11 protein-coding genes are annotated in these 20,004 nt (G+C 73.6%); 8 read left to right on the forward strand and 3 right to left on the reverse strand.

Features of this window, described 5'->3' with window-relative positions; all coding sequences use genetic code 11:
• Positions 1–46: 46 nt before the first annotated feature.
• Together ABD371_RS13475 and ABD371_RS13480 are read left to right on the forward strand one after the other, a co-directional pair.
• Positions 47–1,681: a hypothetical protein gene (locus ABD371_RS13475; RefSeq protein WP_344476331.1), complete on the forward strand. Its 1,635-nt coding sequence runs from the start codon at positions 47–49 to the stop codon at positions 1,679–1,681.
• 208 nt (positions 1,682–1,889) lie between these two features.
• Entirely contained in the window at positions 1,890–3,326 is a 1,437-nt protein-coding gene (locus tag ABD371_RS13480) for a YVTN family beta-propeller repeat protein (protein WP_344476333.1), read from the forward strand.
• An 86-nt stretch (positions 3,327–3,412) separates the two neighbouring features.
• On the opposite strand, the gene ABD371_RS13485 is transcribed toward ABD371_RS13480, so the two are convergent.
• Positions 3,413–4,420 carry an SGNH/GDSL hydrolase family protein gene (locus ABD371_RS13485; protein WP_344476335.1) on the reverse strand — a complete coding sequence of 336 codons (1,008 nt, stop codon included), beginning with the start codon at positions 4,418–4,420 and terminating at the stop codon, positions 3,413–3,415.
• A gap of 210 nt (positions 4,421–4,630) precedes the next feature.
• Between ABD371_RS13485 and ABD371_RS13490 the strand changes: the two genes are divergently transcribed.
• Positions 4,631–6,508, forward strand: coding sequence for an amidohydrolase (locus ABD371_RS13490; protein WP_344476337.1), 1,878 nt, complete (start codon positions 4,631–4,633; stop codon positions 6,506–6,508).
• Between the two features lie 4 nt (positions 6,509–6,512).
• Here the strand turns inward: ABD371_RS13490 and ABD371_RS13495 are convergent, their stop codons facing one another.
• Positions 6,513–8,753: an MMPL family transporter gene (locus ABD371_RS13495; protein WP_344476339.1), complete on the reverse strand. Its 2,241-nt coding sequence runs from the start codon at positions 8,751–8,753 to the stop codon at positions 6,513–6,515.
• Positions 8,754–9,028: 275 nt separating this feature from the next.
• Here ABD371_RS13495 and ABD371_RS13500 point away from each other — a divergent pair, with 275 nt between their 5' ends.
• Genes ABD371_RS13500 through ABD371_RS13515 form a run of 4 tightly spaced genes read left to right on the forward strand, consistent with a single transcriptional unit; the run spans position 9,029 to position 13,570 of the window.
• The gene (locus ABD371_RS13500) at positions 9,029–9,787 is read left to right on the forward strand and encodes a class I SAM-dependent methyltransferase (RefSeq protein ID WP_344476561.1); all 759 of its coding nucleotides are present in this window, start codon (positions 9,029–9,031) and stop codon (positions 9,785–9,787) included.
• 44 nt (positions 9,788–9,831) lie between these two features.
• Positions 9,832–11,031 carry a pyridoxal-phosphate dependent enzyme gene (locus ABD371_RS13505; protein ID WP_344476341.1) on the forward strand — a complete coding sequence of 400 codons (1,200 nt, stop codon included), beginning with the start codon at positions 9,832–9,834 and terminating at the stop codon, positions 11,029–11,031.
• Positions 11,028–12,287 (forward strand): ATP-grasp domain-containing protein, encoded by a 1,260-nt coding sequence (locus tag ABD371_RS13510; protein WP_344476343.1) that lies wholly within the window; start codon positions 11,028–11,030, stop codon positions 12,285–12,287. Before ABD371_RS13505 ends, ABD371_RS13510 begins: the two co-directional genes overlap by 4 nt.
• Positions 12,284–13,570: an MFS transporter gene (locus ABD371_RS13515; RefSeq protein WP_344476346.1), complete on the forward strand. Its 1,287-nt coding sequence runs from the start codon at positions 12,284–12,286 to the stop codon at positions 13,568–13,570. Before ABD371_RS13510 ends, ABD371_RS13515 begins: the two co-directional genes overlap by 4 nt.
• Positions 13,571–13,762: 192 nt before the next feature.
• Here ABD371_RS13515 and ABD371_RS13520 read toward each other — a convergent pair whose 3' ends face one another.
• Positions 13,763–16,576, reverse strand: coding sequence for a helix-turn-helix transcriptional regulator (locus tag ABD371_RS13520; RefSeq protein WP_344476348.1), 2,814 nt, complete (start codon positions 16,574–16,576; stop codon positions 13,763–13,765).
• A gap of 442 nt (positions 16,577–17,018) precedes the next feature.
• Between ABD371_RS13520 and ABD371_RS13525 the strand changes: the two genes are divergently transcribed.
• Positions 17,019–19,952, forward strand: coding sequence for a helix-turn-helix transcriptional regulator (locus ABD371_RS13525; RefSeq protein WP_344476350.1), 2,934 nt, complete (start codon positions 17,019–17,021; stop codon positions 19,950–19,952).
• Positions 19,953–20,004 lie beyond the last annotated feature (52 nt).

Genomic DNA, 20,004 nt, shown 5'->3' on the forward strand with positions numbered 1-20,004 from the left:
ATCGATTTCCTTGTGACGGGGAAAGGATGCTGCAAGCCTCTGTTCCATGACTCCCATACCGTTACAGAAGAGATCCGCAGGGACAAAGGCCGCTTCTCGCACCCGTACGCGCGGGGCACGGCTCACGGCCTGTCTGGCGGCGGCGATGGTGCTCGGCGCGCTCTCCGTACCCGTACAAGCACAGGAGAACCCGGCTCACCCCCCGGACCCGGTCCTGCCCCTGAGCCAGCAGCAGGACCCCCGGGCCACGGAAGCGCCGGCGCCCCCGACCCTGGGCCCGCAGGCGTGGACCGGGCCGGGAGGTCTGGCCGATCCGGCCGACTACACCCTCGCCCCCGGCGCGCAGAACGCCGCCACCGCCGAGAGGGTCACCCGCCTCGACGCCGTACTGCCCAAGCAGAGCCTGACCAATCTCCTCGGCAACCTCAATCGCACCGCCGAGATCGGCTGCACCAACCGTGACCCCTTCGGTTCGGCCGCCCCGCAGCCGGACGTCAAGTACTGCCTCCAGAACGACGACTCCGTGACGAAGGAGTGGATACCCCAGTCCATCACCGGCGTCTCGGACGCCAAGGACAACGAGGCGTGGGGCAGCGACGCCGGAAGGAACATCCACCTCTTCTCGGCGTACGACGATTACGACCCGGGCCGTAACAACAGCGGTGACACGCAGGTCGGCGACTGCACCCCGGCGGAGCTGGAGGCGGACGACGCCTGCAACCAGAAGGGCGTACGCGTCACCTTCTCCCAGAAGAAGGTCGATCCCGTCACCGGGGTCGAGTCGGTCAAGTACCGCCATGTGCTGCTGGCCTGGACGTACGTGAACTCCGCGGGCAACATCTCGTTCGACGGGCTGCACTCCGCCGAGAGCCCCATGCAGAACGGCATCCACGCCGGAGGCATGGTCTGGTACGGCAACTACCTCTATGTCGCGGACACCCGCAACGGCATCCGGGTCTTCGACATGCGCATGATCATGGACCTGGACCCGGACAACGACGTCACCACCCGCGACCCGATGGGGGCCGACCTCAACGGGGTGCCGACCACCTCAAACACCCAGGACAAGACGAAGGCGGGACGCCACAACAACGTCTGGTACACCTTCGGCTACCGCTATGTCATGCCGCAGGTGGCCGCCTGGAAGTTCAAGGCACCTCAGTCCAACCCGGCAGGGGCGACGTCCTGCGTCTCCACCGGGGCCCCGAAGGCCTCGTACCTCTCCCTCGACCGCTCCACCGTCCCCGACCGGCTGATCATGGGTGAGTACTGCCGTCCGAAGCCGGGCACCCCTCCGTCCACGGGCCGTATCGCCTCCTACCCGGTCGCGGCCCTGGAGAGCCGGACCGCCGACGTACCCGCGCAGGGCTGGAGCAACTACCTCCCCCTCCCGAGCGGCGGAGCCCAGGGAGTCGTAGCCCAGAACAACAAGCTGTATGTAAACGTCAGCAACAACAAGAACAACGGTCAGCTGTTCCGGGCCGGCTGGCACAACGGCGTGCTGGAAACGATCGGCTCACCGATCCTCACCGCCGTCGGGCCGGAAGACCTCTACATCGAGCGCGGCACGGGCCGGCTGTGGTCCGTCTCCGAGCACGCGCCGTCGGCGGAGGAATGCACGGCGACCTGCCAACGGGTCCTCTACGGGCACAAGCTGAGCTGGGTGGACTCCCGGCCGTAGCCCGTCCCCGCCCAGCATGAGCGGGCGGAACATGTGACCGAATGATCATTCGTTCGGATGGTTGTGCCGGTGGCCGTGATCGGACCGGCGTGGGAGGCCTCACAGTGATCACCGGCTGTCCCACTTCCGTGACATCACCGCACGCGCCACCGGCCGGCCGCACGGCCATGTGCTCCCGCGCCGGGGTCCGATGGGAGAGGAATCCCGTATGAGACTGCTCAGCGCATCCGTTCGGCCGAAGAAGCAGCGCGGCCGGCGCCTTCTAGCGATCGCCGGTTCCTGCGGCCTGGCCGTGGCCTCGCTGACCGCCGTGGCCCCGGCCGCGCACTCCGCCCCGGCACCGCTCGCCGCTTCCGCGGCACGGGCCGCGGCTGAGGCACCGCTCGCCTATGTGACGAACTACAGCGACGACACCGTCTCCGTGATCGACACCGCCACCACCGCCGTCACGTCCACCTTCGCGGTCGGCGACGGCCCCAAGGCCGTGGCCGCCTCCCCCGACGGGGCCCGGCTCTATGTGAGCAACGGGGACGCGGGCTCCGTCTCCGTGACGGACACCGCGACGGGGACGGTCACGGCGACCGTCCCCGTCGGTGACGGCCCGAACGGGATCGCCGTCTCGCCCGACGGGACCCGCGCCTATGTCGTCAACAGCGCGCTCCAGCGGCTGACGGTGATCGACACCGCGACGAACGCCGTGACCGCGACCATCACGGTCGGCAGCGCCCCGCAGCAGGTGGCCGTCTCCCCGGACGGCGGCCGGGCCTATGTCACCAACTACAACGCCCGCTCGGTATCGGTGATCGACACGGCGACGAACACCGTGACCGCCACCGTCAACGTCGGCGGATTCCCCCAGAGCGTCGCCGTCACCCCCGACGGCACCCGCGCCTATGTCACCCGTCCCTACTCCAACTCCGTCGTGGTGATCGACACGGCCACCAACGCCGTGTCCGCGAACGTCCCCCTCACCGACGGCCCGTACGACCTCGCCGTGTCCCCGGACGGCGCGCACGTCTACGTCTCCCGGGGCCAGGGTGCGACCATCGCCACGATCGCCACCGCGACGAACACGGTGACCGCGACCACCGCCGCCGGGAACACCCCCCGAGGAGTTGCCGTCACCCCGGACGGCCGCAAGGTCTACACCGCCAACGGCAACTCGGCCGCCGTCTCCGTGATCGACATCGCCGCCAACACCACCACCGCCGTCCCCGTCGGCACGACCCCCGTCGACATCGCGATCGCCGAGCGTCCGACCGCCGACCTCGGCGTGAAACTGACCGCGACTCCCCGCCCCGGTCTGCTCAACGGCCGCATCGAGTACACCGCGACCCTCACCAACCACGGACCCCGCACCCTCGCCTCCGCCACGGTCACCCTCAACCTGCCCAGCGGCACCGGGGCGACCAGCCCCGACTGCGCCCTCACCACCGGCAAGGCCACCTGCACCGCCACCGGCCTCGCCCCCGGTGCAGAGGTCACCCGCCGGGTCACCGTGCCCGTGTCCGCCCTCAGCCTCGGCACCTCCTACACGGTGACCGCCACCCGTACCGCCAGTACGCCCACCGACCCCAACCCCGCGAACGACAGCGCGTCCCGCACCTGCACGGCGACCACCGCGCTCGTCATCAACTGCACCTGACGGTCTCCTGCCCGGCTCGTCATCGGCCGTTCCTCCCGCACCCGGGCGGAACGGCCGATTCCATGAGCCCCGCGGCGCGCGGGCCTCTAGCGGTTGAGGGCCTGCTCGACCGTGTTGGCCACCTGCTCGGCCTGGATGTCGCGGCCCTTGTCATTGGGGTGCGCGTACCAGGGGATCTTGGTGCCGAGGAGTTCGAGCCGGGAGTCTTCGAACAGGCCGCCGATGCCCCGGTCGGCCCCGTCGCACGCCGTGTTGCCGCCGGTGCGGGCGTACAGGTCGACGAAGTCGGCACCGCCTTCGGCCTCGGTGACGGCCTTCTTCGTGGCGTCGTTCAGCCGCTTCTGGATCTGGTCCAGGACCGGCAGGGCGTCCTGGGGGATGTCGGCGAACGGCAGCTGTGTCTGACCGGGGGCAGCGGTCAGGCACTTGGACGTGTCCTCGGGCACGAGCCGGGGATAGCCGACCAGGACCCGCTTGGCGTCGGGGGCGAAGTAGCCGATGCGGTCGAGAAGCTCCTCCAGCTCCGCACCGACCCGCTCGAACTGATCGTCGAGCCACTGCTTGCCGTCACCGGTCTGGAAGAACTCAGCGCACTTGGCGGCCGGTGAGTCCCCGTCCACCGGGTCTCCCGGCAGCAGAGAGGGCTTCCGCAGCTCGTCGGAACACTGCTTCAGGATGCGGTTGAAGCCCAGTGTGTTGCCGCCCAGACTGCCCACGGCCAGCCGGGTGTCCTGCTTGAGCGCGTCCTGCTGCGGCGGGAGCTCGCCGGCGCCGAAGGGCAGCTCCTGCTTCTCCCAGAAGTGGTGGACGAGGGCGCCTCCGCAGGAGACGTCCGCCTGGACGTCGAGCGTGATGCTCTTGTCCGCGAGGCGGCGGGTGGCGACGGCGGGATAGTTGTCCGTGGCCTGGAAACACCAGCCCCTCTCGCTGTCCGTGTTGTTCACGGGAGAGATGCCGAAGTTCGCGGTGTAGGAGTCGCCGAAGAAGACGGTCGGTACGGGGTCGGCCGGTGCCGCGCCCGCGTTTCCCGCCGGGCCGACGAGCGCCAGGCAGCCGCCCAGCGCGACGGCCGCGGCGGTCAGCCGCCGCAGCATCGGAGATTTCGTAGTCCTGCGCATGGCTGAAGACATGGATGTGCCCTGTCGTCGAGGCCCACGGGAAGGGGCCGGCCTACTGGAACACTCGGTGATCATTCATGTGCGGAGAGTGGTGGTCAAGTGGGCGGGGGCAGTGTTTCAGCAGGTTGACGCACCTCCTCGAAAACCCGTGGTGTGAGGCGAGTTGAGCGTTAAAGATGCTGTTTCATGACTTCTGAACTCCCCCGACGCCGACTCCTCACGACCGCCACCGCCCTCACCGCCGCCACTGTCCTCGCGTCCCCCGGAAAGCCCGCCGCCGCCGCGCCGAGGCGGTCCGCCGCGCTCGTGGTGCACAACGCGCGGGTGGTGACCGGGGCGCGCGGAGGGATGGCGGAGGCGGTCGCGGTGGGGCGGGACGGGCGGATCGCCGGGGTCGGGGGGTCGGGGGAGATCAGGAGGAGGTTCGCGGGGAGGGACACGGAGGTGGTGGACGCCGGCGGGGGGACGGTGATGAGCGGGATCGTGGACGGGCACGCGCATCCGGTGATGGCGGCGGTGCGGTCGCTGAGCCCCTCGCTCGGGCACCGGGAGCTGACGGTGGGGGAGTTGCGGGAGCTGGTGGGCGGGTTCCTGGCGGCGGAGCCGGGGAGGGAGCCGGACGGCTGGCTGGTGGTGGAGGACTGGAATCCGGTGGGGCTGCTGCCCGCCGGCACGGTCGCGCACCACAGCATCCTGGACGCGCTGCCGACGCGCAGGCCCGTGGTGCTGGTCGGCGGGGACGGACACACCGCGCTCGCGAGCAGGCGGGCGCTCGATCTGGAGGGGATCACCGCCGCGACGCCGGATCCGCCCGGCGGCGAGATCGTCCGGGGGCCGGGCGGGGAGCCGACCGGGCTGCTGAAGGACGAGGCGAAGGCACTGGTCACCGGGTTGGTGCCGGACTTCCCCGAGGCGATGGTGCGGGAGGCCTGCGCCACCGTGCTCGCGCGGGCCGCCGCGCAGGGGGTGACCACGGTCTTCGATGCGGCGGTGGCGCACGGTGAGTTGGGCGCGTACGCCGCGCTGGCGCGCGCGGGACGGCTGCCGCAGCGGGTCGCCGTCGCCGTGGCGCTGGACGCCGAGACGGTGAAGGACCCGGCGGGCGCGCTGGAGTGGGCGCGGGAGCTGCGCGCGGCGTACCGGGGGGTGCCGGGGCTGAGCGTCGGCGCGGTGAAGGTGTTCCTGGACGGGGTGATCGAGCACCCCGACCCGACGGCCGCGCTGCTGGAGCCGTATCTCGACGGCGAGGGGCGGCCGACCGCCAACCGGGGCGAGCTGTGGGCGACGCCCGCCGAGTTCGCGCGGCTGGCGGTGCTCTTCGACCGGCACGGCTGGCAGGTGCACACGCACGCGATCGGCGACCGGGCCGTGCGCACCGCGCTCGACGGCTACGAGGCCGCGCTGCGCGCCAACGGCCGCCGGGGCAACCGGCACACGATCACCCATCTCCAGCTGGTGCACCCGGCCGACCTCGGGCGGTTCCAGCGGCTCGGAGTGGTGGCGAACATGCAGCTGCAATGGGCGATCCGCGACACCTGGACGGTGGACGCGCTGCTCCCGTACATCGGCGAGCAGCGGCACCGGCGGCTGTATCCGGCGCGCGGTCTGGAGCGCGCCGGGGCGGTGCTGGCCGGGGGCTCGGACTGGCCGGTGGATCCGCTGGCGGTGTGGAACCAGATCCGTACGGCGGTCGACCGCGAGGGCGAGGGGGCGACGCAGGGCCCGCTCCACCCGGAGCTGGAGGGCGTCTCGCGGGCCGCGAGTCTGCGGGCGCACACCTCGGGGGCCGCGTACCAGCTCCGGTTGGAGCGCCGGACCGGGAGGCTGACGCCGGGGCGGCGGGCGGATCTGATCGTGCTGGACCGGGATGTGACCCGGGTGCCGGTGCGGGAGATCAGCGGGACGCGGGTGCGGCTGACGCTGGCGGGCGGGGTGCCGGTGTACGAGGCGGAGTCGGCGGCCGGGAAGGCGGTACGGGCGGGGACGGAGGCGGCGGCCCGTACGGGCGGGAACGGCGGGGCGCGGCACTCGGTGTGCGCGCACGGGCGCGACGCGAAGCCTTAGAAGGTCAGACCCCGGAGGGCCTCGGTCCGTCGTCGTGGCCCTCCGCCTCCAGGTGGGGCATGATCCGGTCGAGCCATCGCGGGGTCCACCAGGCCCGCTCGTCCAGCAGGGTCATCACGGCGGGCACCAGGAGGAGGCGTACGACGGTGGCGTCGATGAGGACGCTCGCGGCGAGGCCGAGGCCGAGCATCTTCACCACGATGTTGTCGCTGATGACGAAGGCGGCGAAGACGCTGACCATGATGAGGGCGGCGCAGGTGATGACGCGGGCGGTGATCTCCAGGGCGTGGGCCACGCTCGCGCGGGGGTCGCCGGTGCGCAGCCAGGCCTCGTGGATGCGGGAGAGCAGGAAGATCTCGTAGTCCATGCTCAGGCCGAAGACGATCGCGAACATCATCATCGGTACGTAGCTCTCGATGGGCACTTCCCCCGCGACGCCGAGCGCGGGCCCGCCCCAGCCCCACTGGAAGACGGCGACGACCACTCCGTAGGAGGCCGCGATCGAGAGGACGTTGAGGACGGCGGCCTTGACCGCGACGAGGAGCCCCCGGAAGACGATGAGGATCACGAGGAAGGCGAGGCCGACGACGACCGCGATGATCACCGGGAGGCGGTGGGAGACGATGTCGAGGAAGTCGACCTGGGCGGCGGTGTTGCCGGCGACGTAGCCGTGGGCGGCGGTGCCGGAGACCGCCTGGGGGAGGGTGTCCTCGATGAGGCGGTTGACGAGGTCGGTGGTCCGCTCGTCCTGGGGGGAGGCGACGGAGTAGGCGGTGGCGATCAGGACGTCGTCGTCGGGGCTCGGGGCCAGCGGGGTGATCGTGGCCGTGTCCGGGACGTGGGCGAGGGTCTGCTGGGCCTTCGCCGCCAGCGCGGACCGGTCCTGGAGCGGGACGGCGGACTGGTCGATGACGAGGGTCAGCGGGCCGTTGGAGCCGGGGCCGAAGGCCGAGGACATCAGGTCGAAGGCGCGCCGGTCGGTGAAGGACGTGGGGTCGGCCTCGTCGCTGATGTGGCCGAGCTGGATGAAGAAGAGGGGGAAGGCGAGCACGGCGAGGACGGCGACCCCGCCGGTCAGATACCACCAGGGCCGCCGCTGCACCCGCATCGCGTACCGGTGCCAGCCGCCCTGCACCGCCTCGCCGGGCTCGGCGTCCGTCTCGGCGATGGGGGTGCGGACCCGCAGCCGGTCGATATGACGGCCGATCAGGCCGAGGAGGGCGGGTACGAGCGTGATCGAGCCGATGACGGCGGTGACGACGGTGACGGCGGCGGCCAGCCCCAGTTTGCCGATGAAGCTGATGCCGGAGACCCAGAGCCCGGAGAGCGCGATGATCACCGTGCAGCCGGAGAGCAGCACGGCGTGCCCGCTGGTGGCGGTGGCCTTCCCGGCGGCGGTCACCGGGTCGTCGCCGTTCATGAGGTTCTGGCGGTGCCGGGTGACGAGGAAGAGGGCGTAGTCGATGCCGACGCCGAGGCCGATCATCGTGGCCAGGGTGGGCGAGACGGTGGCGAAGGTGAACGCGGCGGCGAGCAGCCCCAGCAGGGCCAGTCCGCAGACGACGCAGACGACGGCGGTGATCAGCGGCAGTACGGCGGCGGCGACGCTGCCGAAGCCGATGAGCAGGACGACGATCGCGACGGCGAAGCCGATGACCTCGCTGGTGCGGTCGTCGGCCATGGGGCGGGCGAGTTCGCCGAGCTGGCCGCCGTACTCGACCTCGACGCCCGCCGCCCGCAGCGGTTCGACGGCGTCGTCCACGCCGTGGAGGTACTCCTCGCCGAGGGTGGACGGCGAGACGTCGAACCGGACGGTGATGTAGGCGGTCTTGCCGTCGGCGGAGAGCGGGCCGACGCCGGGGGCGCTGGGGACGGAGAGCGGGTTCTGCGCCGAGAGCACGTCGGGGAGCTTCTGGAGGTTCCCGGTGACGGAGGCGATCGGGCCGGCGGCGTCCGTCAGCGGGTGGTCGCCGTCGTGCAGGACGATCTGCGCGCTGTACCCGGCGGCGGCCGGGGCGTGCTCGGTGAGGACGTCCAGCCCCTTCTGCGACTGGGCGCCGGGGAGCGCGAAGTCGTCGGAGTACTCGCCGCCGTAGGTGTGGTGCAGCACCTGGAGCCCGGCGAGGGCGGCGAGCCACAGCACGATGACGACGACCGCGTGCCGGGCGCACCACTCGCCGGTCCTGCGCAGGACGCCCGCAGGGGGGCGCGCGGGCGGGGAGTCGGGGGCGTGCGGCTCCGGCATCTGGACTCCCGACCGACGTCGGCGATCGGGTCGATCGCGCCACAGGAAAGGACACTGTGGATATTCTCTACTTATGTCCCGCTTTGGCGTGAGGCACGCCGATACGGCCGATTGCAAGAGCAGATGAGCCGTGCACGCAATGTCTGGGGAACTCCAGGCCGTCACCATCCGACTACTCGGGTGACGGCTGGGGTAGGGAGGTTCATGTGACAAGCGATGCGCAGGAGCAAAACGTGCGGGAAGTACGGGACGTAAGTGACGCAAGCGCCGGGGACCTGGGGGAGGAACCCTCGCAGGAGTGGTACGCGGACGACGGCTTATGGGTCGACTTCGCACCCGCGATGTTCTCCGGGGATCGGGCCGACACCGTCGCCGCGCTCGTCCGCGACAAGGCCCTCCTCGACTTCCCGGCCGGCTCCCGGGTCCTCGACCTCTGCTGCGGCCCCGGCCTCTTCCTCGTACCGCTCGCCGAACGCGGCTACCGGGTCACCGGAGTGGACCTCAGCCCCGCCATGCTGGAGCGCGCCCGCGAGGCCTGCGACCGCGCCGGGGCCGAGGTCGAGCTGATCCGCGCCGACATGCTCGACTACACCGAGCCCGGCGGCTACGACGTGATCCTCAACGTCTTCACCTCCTTCGGCTACTTCACCGACCCGGCCGACAACCTCCAGGTCCTGCGCAACGCGCGCCGCAGCCTCGCGCCCGGCGGGCGGCTGCTGGTCGACGTCATGGGCAAAGAGGTCCTCGCGGGCTGGATCGGCCGCCCGCAGGCCGTCGACCTGCCGGACGGCTCGTACGTCGTGCAGCGCGACACCGTCCTCGACTCCTGGCGGCGGCTGCGCACCGACTGGACCCTGGTGCGCGGCGACACCGCCCGCACCTCCACCATCCACTCCTTTCTCTACAGCGCCGCCGAACTCCACGACCTCTTCGTCGAGGCCGGTTTCACCGACGTGGAGATCTTCGGCGATTTCGACGGGGGCCCCTACGACCACCACTCGCGCAGGCTCATCGTCCAGGGACGTACGTCATGAGCCGGGCCGAGGAACCCCGCAGACTCTAGGAGACCTGTAACACCATGGCTCAGCCCTCCATACCCGTCCACGAGCACATCACCGATGCCCTCAAGGACCCCGCCTTCATCCGGCTCTCAGGTTCCGTCGTCCTGGCCCGGTTCGAGACGATGAAGGTGTACGCCGCCCTGGGGGCGGTCCGCGCGCTGCTCGACTCCGGGAAGGTATTACCCGGTCAGACACTGGTGGACAGCTCCAGCGGGATCTATGCGCTCGCGCTCTCCATGGCCTGCCACCGCTACGGCCTGAAGTGCCACATCGTGGCCTCCACCACCGTGGACGCCACCATGCGCGCCCAACTCGAAGTTCTCGGCGTGACCGTGGACCAGATGCCGCCCTCCACCAGTCTGCTGCTCGACCAGGAGAGGCGCGTACGGCATGTCCGCGCCCTGCTGAAGGAGCGGCCGGACTTCCACTGGATGCGGCAGTACCACGACGGGGTGCACTACGCCGGATACCGCGAGCTCGCCGAGCTGGCCGCCGGCGCGCTGCCGGAGGGGCCGATCACCGTCGTCGGCGCGGTCGGCACCGGCTCGTCCACCGGAGGACTCACCGAGGCGCTGCGCGCCGCCGGACGCCGGGTGCGGCTGGTGGGCGTACAGCCCTTCGGGAGCGTCACCTTCGGCAGCGAGGGATTCAACGACCCGGACGCGATCATCGCCGGGATCGGCAGCTCGATCCCCTTCGGCAATGTCCGCCACGAGCTGTACGACACCATCCACTGGCTCGACTTCCGGCACGCCATGGCCGGGGCGGTCGGACTGCTGCGCCGCCACGCGGTCTTCGCCGGGCTCTCCACCGGAGCCGCGCACCTCGTCGCGGACTGGGAGGCGCGCCGCGACCCCGGGGCCAATCTGCTGGTGCTCGGGGCCGACACCGGACACCGGTACGCGGAGCGGGTGTTCGCCCGGCACGAGGAGGCGCTCGACCCCGAGTCGCTGAAGCCGGAGCACATCGCGGAGCTGGACGAACTGCGCCCGCCGTGGGCGGTGATGGAATGGGCGGGGCGCTCCGCGCCCCCGGGCGCGCGGGTCGACTCCGCCGGGCGGGTCGAGGCCGTCGTTCCGCAGGGGCTCTCCCCGGTGAACGCGGCCGGGGCCGGGACCGCCGGGGGAGGCCGGGCCGCCGTGGGCGTTCACGCGGGCGGGCCGTCCCGGGCGGACGCCGCAGCCGAGACCACTCCGACCGCCGGGAGCACCCGATGACCATCGCCTCGCTCGAATCGCTCTCCTTCGGGATCGCCAGAACCGTCGAGGCCGCCGCCGCGCGCGGCCACCGCCTCCTCCTGCTCACGTCCGACCGGTCCGTCTACCGCCACGAGCTGGCCGAACTCCCCGCCGACGCCCTCGACATCGCCGATGTCGACACCACCGACCAGGACGCCGTACGCCGGGTGCTGAGCGGCGTCGCCGACCTCGCCGGGCTGATCAACACCACCGACACCTGGTCCACCCCGGCCGCCGAACTCGCCGCCGAGTACGGCCTCCCCGGGCCCGACCCGGCCGCCGTGCGGCTGCTGCGCGACAAGTCGGAGGTACGGCGGGCGCTGCACCGGGCGGGAGTCAGCGGCCGGACCGCGCTCGCCGTCGACGCGGCTCCCGACAGCGCGGAGCGGGTGATCGAGGAGATCGGGCTGCCCGCCGTGCTGAAGGACTCCTCGGGCACCTCCTCCCGGGGCGTGTGGATCGTCCGGGACGCCGAGGCCCTGCACACCGCGCTCGCCGAGGCCGCCGGAGCCACCCTCAAGGGCCGGCTCTTCGCCGAACCCTTCCTCGCCGGGCCGCTCTACAGCGCGGAGACCCTGAGCTGGGCGGGCGAGACCCGGCTCCTCGGCGTCTCCAGCCGGCTGACCTCCCGCACCCCCGCCGTACGGGAGGAGGGCGCGGCCTTCCCGGTCGCGCTCCCCGAGGACGAGCGGGACGGGATCGCGCGCTGGGTCGGCGCGGCCCTGGCGGCGGCGGGCCACGACCAGGGCTTCGCCCACGTCGAGTTCGTCCTCACCGCCGAGGGCCCCGAACTCGTCGAGATCAACCGCAGGATCGGCGGCGCGCTCATCGGCGAGGCGCTCTGCCGCTCGCTGCGGGTCAATGTGTACGAGGCGCTGATCGACGTCACCCTCGGCCGCAGACCCGCGCTGCTGGACACGGACACGGACACGGACACGGGCACGGACACGGACACGGCCGCCGACGGCCCGGCCGTCGCCTTCGTGCTGGTCTACCCGGAGCTGCCCGGGGTGCTGAACGGCTGGGACGGTCTCGACGGTCTCGACGCCTACCCCGGCTCCGTCCAGTGGTACCCGGTACGGGCGGCGGGCGACGAGGTGCCCGACCTCGGCGACCAGCGCGGCTGCACCGGAATGGTCCTCGCCGAGGCCGCCACCGCCGAACTCGCCCAGCACCGGGCGTGGAGCGCGGCCACCTCCGTACGGCCGGTCATGAAGTCGGCCGCCGGGTCGTGAGACGGGTCACCTGGCCCCAGTTCCTGCTGCTCGGGGCCTCCTTTCTCATCACCCTCGGCAGCTTCGCCGTACTGCCGTTCATGTCCGTGCTGCTCCACGAACGCTGGGGCTTCGGCCTCGGCTTCGTCGGAGTGGTGCTCGCGGTGGCCTCGCTGGTGCAGTTCAGCGGCGGGGTCGTCGGGGCGGCGCTGGCCGCCCGGATCGGGCTGCGGGCCACCATGCTGGTGGCGATCGGGATACGGACCGCCGGGTTCGCCTGCTTCGTCCCGGGGATGGACCGGCCCGCGCTCGCCGTGGCGGCGCTCTTCCTGGTCTCGACCGGGGCGGCGCTCTACCTCCCCGCCAACAAGGCCTATCTGGTGGCGGGGTGCCCGGCCGAGCGCAGGCCGGGGCTGCTCGCGGCGAGCGGATCGGCGTTCAACGCGGGGATGGCGCTCGGGCCGCTGGCCGCCGCGCCCTTCGTCCTCGGGTCGACCGCCGCCCTGTTCACCGCCGTCGCCGCGCTGTTCGCGGTGGTGGGGATCGCGCACGCGGCGCTGCCGGGGGTGACGGACGCCCCGGCGGCACCCGCCGAGCCCGTGGCCGAGCCCGTGGCCGAGCCCGTGGCCGAGTCCGTCGCCGAGCCGGAGAAGGGGGCCGGGAGCAGGGGCGCGGTGGTGGCGCGGCTGCTGCCGCCCTTCGCGTACACCCTGCTCTCCGTCTACGTCTTCATGTTCTTCCAGCACTACATCGCGCTGTTCGCGGTCGGCCGCACCTCCACCGCGTACTACGCCGTCCTCCTCACGGGGTACTCGCTGGTGATCGTCGCCGCGCAGCCGCTGCTCGCCGGGTGGATCGCCGGACTGCGCTACCCCCGGGCCCTGCGGCTCGGGTTCGGCGCGATGGCGCTCGGGATGCTGGCCATCGCGACCGGCGGACCGGTGGGCATCGCGGCGGGCGTGCTGACGCTGGGCCTGGTGGAGACCGTCCTCTTCCTCCGCAACGACCTGGAGGCGCTGGACCGCTCCCGCGAGCCCGCCGCGACCGTCTTCGGCCGCCAGCGCCTCGCGGCCGGGATCGGGGCCTTCGCCGCCGCCCTCCTCGGCGGCCCGCTGTACGCCGCCGCCGAGGACGCGGGCAGCGCCTCCGGCTTCTGGCTCGCCGTCGGGGCCCAGAGCCTGCTGCTTCCGCTGCTGCTCTGGGCGGCCGTGGTGTGGCTCGCCCGGCGGCGGGCCGCCGCCGCGCCGCGCCCGGAGCAGCTCTCGTACGAGAGCGTCGGGGGCGGCGGGGGCGGCGGGCGGTGAGAGGTGCCTCCGGCAGAGCCAGGGGGAGTGCCGCCAGGGGCCCCGGGCCTCTGGGTGTACTCCCGGGAGGTTCCGAGGCCTGTCCTTGGGGCGGGCGCGGGGGGTGACGAGGCCCCCGGGCCTGTGCGGGTGGCCCGGGAGTTCTTCCCGGCTCCGGGGCGGGCGACGCCGTCTTCGTGCCCCCCGCAGGGGCTACACCGGGGAGATCCGCAGCCGGGGGCGCAGCTCGGTGCGGCGGTTCACCTGGAGTTTGCGGTAGACCCTGGTCAGGTGCTGTTCGACGGTGCCGACCGTGACGAGGAGGGTCTCGGCGATCTGACGGTTGGTGTGGCCGTGCGCCGCCAGTGCGGCCACCTTCCGTTCGGCCTCGGTCAGTTCGCCCCGGGCGGCGGCCGGGGGGCGCTCCGGGGCCGTTCCGGGCGCTCCGGGGGCCGGGGGGCGGTTCTCGGGCTCGCCGCCGGGGGCGGGCCCGGGGCCCGCCAGGCCGTAGCGCCGGGCGAGGCGGTGCGCGCCCCGGGCGGAGACGAAGGCCTCGTCGTGGGCCCCCAGCGCGTGCTGGGTGTGGCTGAGGTCGGTGAGCGCCAGCATCAGTTCGTACCGGTCGCCGCAGCGTTCCAGCAGGGCCGCCGACTCCCGCAGCGGATTCAGCCGCTCGGTCAGCGGGGCTGTCAGGGCCTGGACGCGCAGCGAGATCCCCCGGGTCCTGGAGGGGCCGGGGCGCAGCAGCGCGAGCTGTTCGCCGATCAGCTGGGCGGCGCGCGCGGTCTCGCCCAGCTCCAGCAGGGCCTGGGCCGCCTCGCCGCGCCAGGGGACGAGCGCGGGGGCGGTGAAGCCCCAGGACTCCATGGCCTCGCCGCAGTCGGTGAAGTCGCGCAGGGCCTCGCGCGGGCGGCCGGTGGCGAGCCGGTGCCGGCCCCGGGCCTGGAGGTAGTGCGGTCCGCAGGGGGTCTCGAAGAGGGCGTCGGGGACCGGGCGGGCGAGGTGGGCGGCGGCCTCCTCGTGCCGGCCCGTCGCGGTGGCGGCGAGGACGGCCACCGAGATCGGGACGGCGACCGCGACTCCCCAGCTCGCGGGGGAGATCCGCGCCAGCGCGTCCCCGGCGCGGGCCTCGGCCGCCGCCAGCTCGCCCTGGCGCAGCGAGATCACCGCGCGGGCGGACTCCAGCAGGGCGTGGCCCACCGCGTCGCCCCGGGTGGCGGCCTCCTTGAGCAGCGGGTCGCACCAGCGGGCGGCCTCGGCCGGGCGGTCGTCGTAGATGAGCGCGGCGAGGGCGGCGAGCACATGGCCGGCGGAGGCCTCGCCGAGCCGGGTCTCGCGCAGCACGTGTTCCGCGCCCTCCCGGGCGGTGGGTCCTGGCGCGCCGGTCAGCGCGGCCGACAGGGCGTCCGCCGCGCGCAGCCGGGGCCCGGCCGACGGCGGGTGCGCTCCGCCGCCCGCCGGTCCGGGGGGCGCGGCGGTGCCGGGGACGGCTTCGGGCCGGGACCGGGGGACGGCTTCGAGCAGGCCGGGGCAGGCGCAGGCCATCAGCAGGCCCATGGCCTCCCACTCGGCGGCGGCGGCCGGTCCGGCCGTGGCCCCGCCGGTCCGCAGCAGTTCGGCGGCCTCGCCGGTCCGCCCGAACCAGAGCAGCCGGGCGAGGAGCGAGCGGGTGGACCGCTCGTCCAGGGTGCCGTCGAGGGCCGCGTCGGAGAGCGCGGGGAGGAGGGGGAGCACGGCGGCGGGCTCGGTGCGCCACTGGGCCTCGGCGAGCGCGCTCGCGGCCAGGGTCCGCCGGGGGCCGTCCGGGCAGATCTCGTACGCCCGGCGGTAGCAGTCCAGCGCGAACCGCCGCTCGCCGTCGGCCCCGGCGCGGCTCGCGGCCTCGTGCAGCACGGTGGCGGCCCACGGCTCCCGGAGCGCGGCCGGGCGTTCCCCGGCGGGCGCGGCGTCGAAGGCGGCGAGGAGGTGGCCGGCCACGGCGGGGGCGGTGTGGCCCTGGTCGTGCAGGAGGCCGGCGGCGTGGGTGTGGAGCGCGGCGCGCCGCCGGGGGCCCATGGCGTCGAGCAGCGCGGTGCGCAGCGCCGGGTGGCGGAACCGGCCGCCGTCGAGCAGGCCCGCCGCGTTCATCGAGGAGAGGAGGTGGGTGACGTACTCCGTGTCCATGCCGAGGAGCCTGCCGAGCACGCCGGGCGGCGCGGGTTCGCGCAGGACGGCCAGGGCCTGGGCGACCTCGTGGAGCCCCGGCTCCCCCCGGTGCAGACAGCCGGTCCACGCCTGGGTGAACGCGGGCCCCACGACGGTCTCGACCTTGCCGGGGCCGAGCACCGGGTGGTCGGTGAGCAGGGCGCGCACCAGCAGGGGGTTGCCGCCGGTGAGCGGGTGGCTGACGGCGGAGAGGCGGATGGCGGTGGCGGTGCCGAGCCGGTCGGCGAGCAGCCGGGCCTGCCCGGCGGGCGAGAGCAGCCGCAGGGTGAGCCGGGCGCAGTGCGGGCGGCCCCTCAGCTCGGCGTGGAGCAGGGGGTGGTCCGGCCAGCCGCCGGGGCGTTCGGTGAGGATCAGCAGGATCCGGGCGGACGGTAATCGGTGCGCGAGCGCCAGCAGACAGCGCAGGGAGGCCGGGTCGGCGTGGTGCGCGTCGTCGACCCCGACGATCAGCGGGGTGCGGGCGGAGCGGGTGAGCAGGGTGTCGCAGAAGCCGCGCAGGGCGTCCGCCGTGGTCTCGGCCCCGGCTCTCGCTCCGGCCCTGGGGCCGGTCCCGGCCGGGTCGGGGTTCCCGTCGGCGGCGGCGAGCGAGCGCAGCAGTCCGCGGACCACGCCGAGCCGGTTTCCGGCGTCGCCGGGCGCGGCGGTGACCTGGAGGAAGCGGGCCCCGGCCGCGCTCGCGCCGGTGGCGAAGGCGCGCATCAGCGCGGTCTTGCCGGTGGCCACCGCGCCGCTGAGGAGCACCACCGCGCCCCGGCCGTCCAGACTTCCGGCGAACAGGGCCCGCAGTGTCGCCAGCTCTCGGTCGCGTTCGATCAGCTGCATAGACGTGTCCTCAACAGATGGCGTATTTCCTCTGGTCCTGACGTCGACTGGACTTACGGTGACGGGAATGGTGCCCTGCGTGAGGAGTAGACCACGTGGACCGTCACAGGAAGGTCACCGCCGATGCCGGGTTCCGTACGGGTCGAACGGGGGGCAATTCGACTGTTCTGGCTGGTGGTTGACTGTGGGACGGCTGTGAGCGGCCGGGTTCGCGCGGTGCGCGGCGCGAACGCGCGGGGTGCTCCCGGTCCGGCCGGGCGCGCGCCCGGCGGCGTGTTCGGGATCGAAACAGTCCGCAAACAGACGTTTGTCCTTGGGGCTTCGCGGTGCGAGAGTCAGCACGAGCGGTGGCCGGCCGGCCTCTCCCGGGCCCTGACGCCGCTCATTCGGGACGGGGTGCGGGTGCGCGCGGGCAGGGGGGCGGGTGCTTGGGGGAGGGGACATGGCCGGCATGAGTCTGGTGGAGCGGACGGAGCAACTCCGTTTCTTGGCCGAGGCGCTCGCCGACGAGCGGGGCCCGGTCGGCGTGGTCCTGATCGAGGGCGCGGCGGCCGTCGGGAAGACCAGCCTGCTGCACGCCTTCGCCGACCGGGCCCCCGAGGCCGGCCGGGTCTTCCTCGCGGCCTCCGCCTCCCGGGTGGAGCGCGAGCTGCCGCTGAGCGCCGTCGGCCGGCTCTTCCAGAGCCCCGTGCTCACCGCCGTTGAGACCGCGCGCGCCGAACAGCTGCTGAGAGAGGGCGCGCTCGCCGCGCTCTCCCACGGGCCGGGACTGGAGCCCGACGCGGCCGTACGGGTCCCCGGCCGGATCCTCGAAGGGCTCGGGGCCGTCCTGCTGGCCGCCGCCGGGCGCACCCCGCTGGTCATCGGGATCGACGACGTCCACCACGCGGACGCCGCCTCCCTGCACCTCCTGCTCCATCTCGTCCGCCGCGCCGCCGCCCCCCGGCTGCTGCTGGTGCTCACCCAGTGCATGCGCACCTCCCGCCCGCACCCGCTGCTCCACGCCGAGCTGCTGCGCAGACCCGGCGCGCGCAGGCTGCGGCTGGAGCCGCTCTCGCCCCGGGGCGTCGCCGCCCTGCTCGCCGGACACCTCGCGCCGCCCGCCGCCGAACGCCTCGCGGCCGAGTGCCACACCGCCACCGGAGGCAATCCGCTGCTGGCGCACGCCCTGATCGAGGACACCCTCGCCCCGCGCCCCGGACTCTTACCCCCGCCCGTCCCCGTACCGGAGACCGAACTCCCGGACGCCGCCGGGCTCCAGGACGGACCGCCGGGCACCGATCCCGCCGCCCCCGCCCCCGTCTCCTCGCTCGTCTTCGGCGAGGCGTTCCGGCAGGCCGTCCTCACCTGTCTCTTCCACTCCGAGGCCAGCGCCTTCGCCCGGGCCGCCGCCGTCCTCGGCGAGGACGCCTCGGACGCGGCCCTGGGCGAACTCGTGCAGTACGACGCCGAGTCGATCTCCCTGGCCCGGGGCGCGCTCCGGGCCACCGGACTCCTCGGGGACGAGGGCTTCGCCCACCCCGCCGTCCCCGCCGCCGTGCTCGGCGGAATGCGCCCCCAGGCCCGTACCGCGCTCTACGTACGGGTGGCCCAGGTGCTGCACGGACACGGCGCGCCCGCGCGGGTCGTCGCGCGCAGACTCCTCGCGGCCGACCGGGCGGGCGAGCCCTGGGCCGTCGAGGTGCTGCGGGACGCGGCCCGGCAGGCCTGGTCCGACGGGGAGCCCACGCACGCCATCGCCTGTCTGCGGCTCGCCCTCCAGGAGTGCGCGGACGAGCAGCGGCCCGCCGTGCTGCTGGATCTGGCCCGCGCCGAGTGGCAGCTCGACCCCGCGATCGCCGCCCGCCGGCTCCCCGGTCTGATCCGGGCCATCGGCGAGGGCCGGCTCCCGGCGGCCAGCGCGGTCCGGCCCGTCTCCTGGCTGCTCTGGCTCGGCCGGGTCGACGAGGCGGTCGGCCTGATGGACGGCCCGCCGGATCCGGCCGCCCGCTCCTGCGGCCCCGGCGGCCCGCTGTGGTGGCTGCGGTACGGCTACCCCGGGCTGGCCCGCCCCGCCGCCGACGGGGAACCGGCCCGCGCGCCCGCCGTACCGGCCGCGACGGCCGGTGGGACCGCTCCCGTGGCGCTCCCCTCGCCGCTGGCCCGCTCCCGCGAGACCGCCGCCCTGCTGGCCGGAGTGCTGCCCCCGGGCGACCCCGGGGAGACGATCGACCGCGCCGAGCACATCCTCCGGCAGCCCGGCCACAGCACCCGCACGCTCAAGCCCCTGGCGGCGATCGCGGCGCTGATGTACACCGACGAACTGGACCGGGCGGAACGCGCCTGCGACCGCGTCGCGCGCTCGGTCGCCCACGGACTGCCCCTGGGCAACGCCCTCTTCATGTCCCTGCGCGCCGCGATCCATCTGCGCCGGGGCGAACTGGAAAGGGCGGAGAAATTCGCCCATGAGGCACTCGGGCTGATCACCCCGCAGGGGTGGGGCGTCGCCCTGGGCATTCCGCTCTCGGTCATGCTGGCGACGCTGACCGCCCGGGGCCGGCACGAGGAGTTCGAGGAGTACTTCGCCACCCCGGTCCCGGACGCGATGTTCCACACCCCGAGTTGCCTTCCCTATCTCCAGGCACGCGGTCGCTACTATCTGGTGATCGACCGCCCGCAGGCGGCCCTCGCCGATTTCCAGGCCTGCGGCGAACTGATGACCCGATGGGAAATCGACGTACCCGGATTCCTGTCCTGGCGCACCGATCTCGCCGAGGCCCATCTCGCCCTCGGCGACGCGGCCACCGCCGGACGGCTCGCGGGCGAACAGCTCAAGCGGCTGAAGCCCGGCCAGTTCCGGACGCGCGGCATGACCCTGCGGGTGCTCGCCGCCGCCTGCGAACCCCACGCCCGGGTCAAGGCGCTCGGCGCGGCCGTGCGGCTGCTGGAGAAGTCCGGCGACCGGCTGGAGCTGGCCAGGGCCCTCACCGACCTCGGCGCGGTCTACGACGCCCAGGGCCACGACGGGCCCGCCCGCGCCATGGGGCAGCGGGCCCGGCTGCTCGCCGCCGAGTGCGGGGCCGAGGACCTCGTGCCGCTGCGCACCCCGCTGACCGTCCCCCGGGAGCCGCTGCCGCCCGCCCCGTACGAGGAGAGCGACCCGCTCGCCGGGCTCAGCGAGGCGGAGCGCCGCGTCGCCGGTCTGAGCGAGGCCGAACGGCGCGTCGCCGGACTCGCGGCCGGCGGGTACACCAACCGGCAGATCGCCCACCGGCTGCACATCACCATGAGCACCGTGGAACAGCATCTGACCCGTGTCTACCGCAAGCTCGACGTGTCGCGCAGAACCGATCTGCCGCTCCATCTCATGCTCCCCCTGGAGGGGTACCAAGTCTAGGGAGCGGTAATCCCTTTCTCGTCCAAGTGCGGATGGACAGCATTTGGACACG

Source organism: Streptomyces amakusaensis, from assembly GCF_039532665.1.
Classification (GTDB): Bacteria; Actinomycetota; Actinomycetes; order Streptomycetales; family Streptomycetaceae; genus Streptomyces; species Streptomyces amakusaensis.

Coding starts and splice junctions, on each gene's coding strand:
- ABD371_RS13475 (WP_344476331.1), top strand. CDS start 47: ATGACTCCCATACCGTTACAGAAGAGATCCGCAGGGACAAAGGCCGCT.
- ABD371_RS13480 (WP_344476333.1), top strand. CDS start 1,890: ATGAGACTGCTCAGCGCATCCGTTCGGCCGAAGAAGCAGCGCGGCCGG.
- ABD371_RS13485 (WP_344476335.1), bottom strand. CDS start 4,420: ATGCTGCGGCGGCTGACCGCCGCGGCCGTCGCGCTGGGCGGCTGCCTG.
- ABD371_RS13490 (WP_344476337.1), top strand. CDS start 4,631: ATGACTTCTGAACTCCCCCGACGCCGACTCCTCACGACCGCCACCGCC.
- ABD371_RS13495 (WP_344476339.1), bottom strand. CDS start 8,753: ATGCCGGAGCCGCACGCCCCCGACTCCCCGCCCGCGCGCCCCCCTGCG.
- ABD371_RS13505 (WP_344476341.1), top strand. CDS start 9,832: ATGGCTCAGCCCTCCATACCCGTCCACGAGCACATCACCGATGCCCTC.
- ABD371_RS13510 (WP_344476343.1), top strand. CDS start 11,028: ATGACCATCGCCTCGCTCGAATCGCTCTCCTTCGGGATCGCCAGAACC.
- ABD371_RS13520 (WP_344476348.1), bottom strand. CDS start 16,576: ATGCAGCTGATCGAACGCGACCGAGAGCTGGCGACACTGCGGGCCCTG.
- ABD371_RS13525 (WP_344476350.1), top strand. CDS start 17,019: ATGGCCGGCATGAGTCTGGTGGAGCGGACGGAGCAACTCCGTTTCTTG.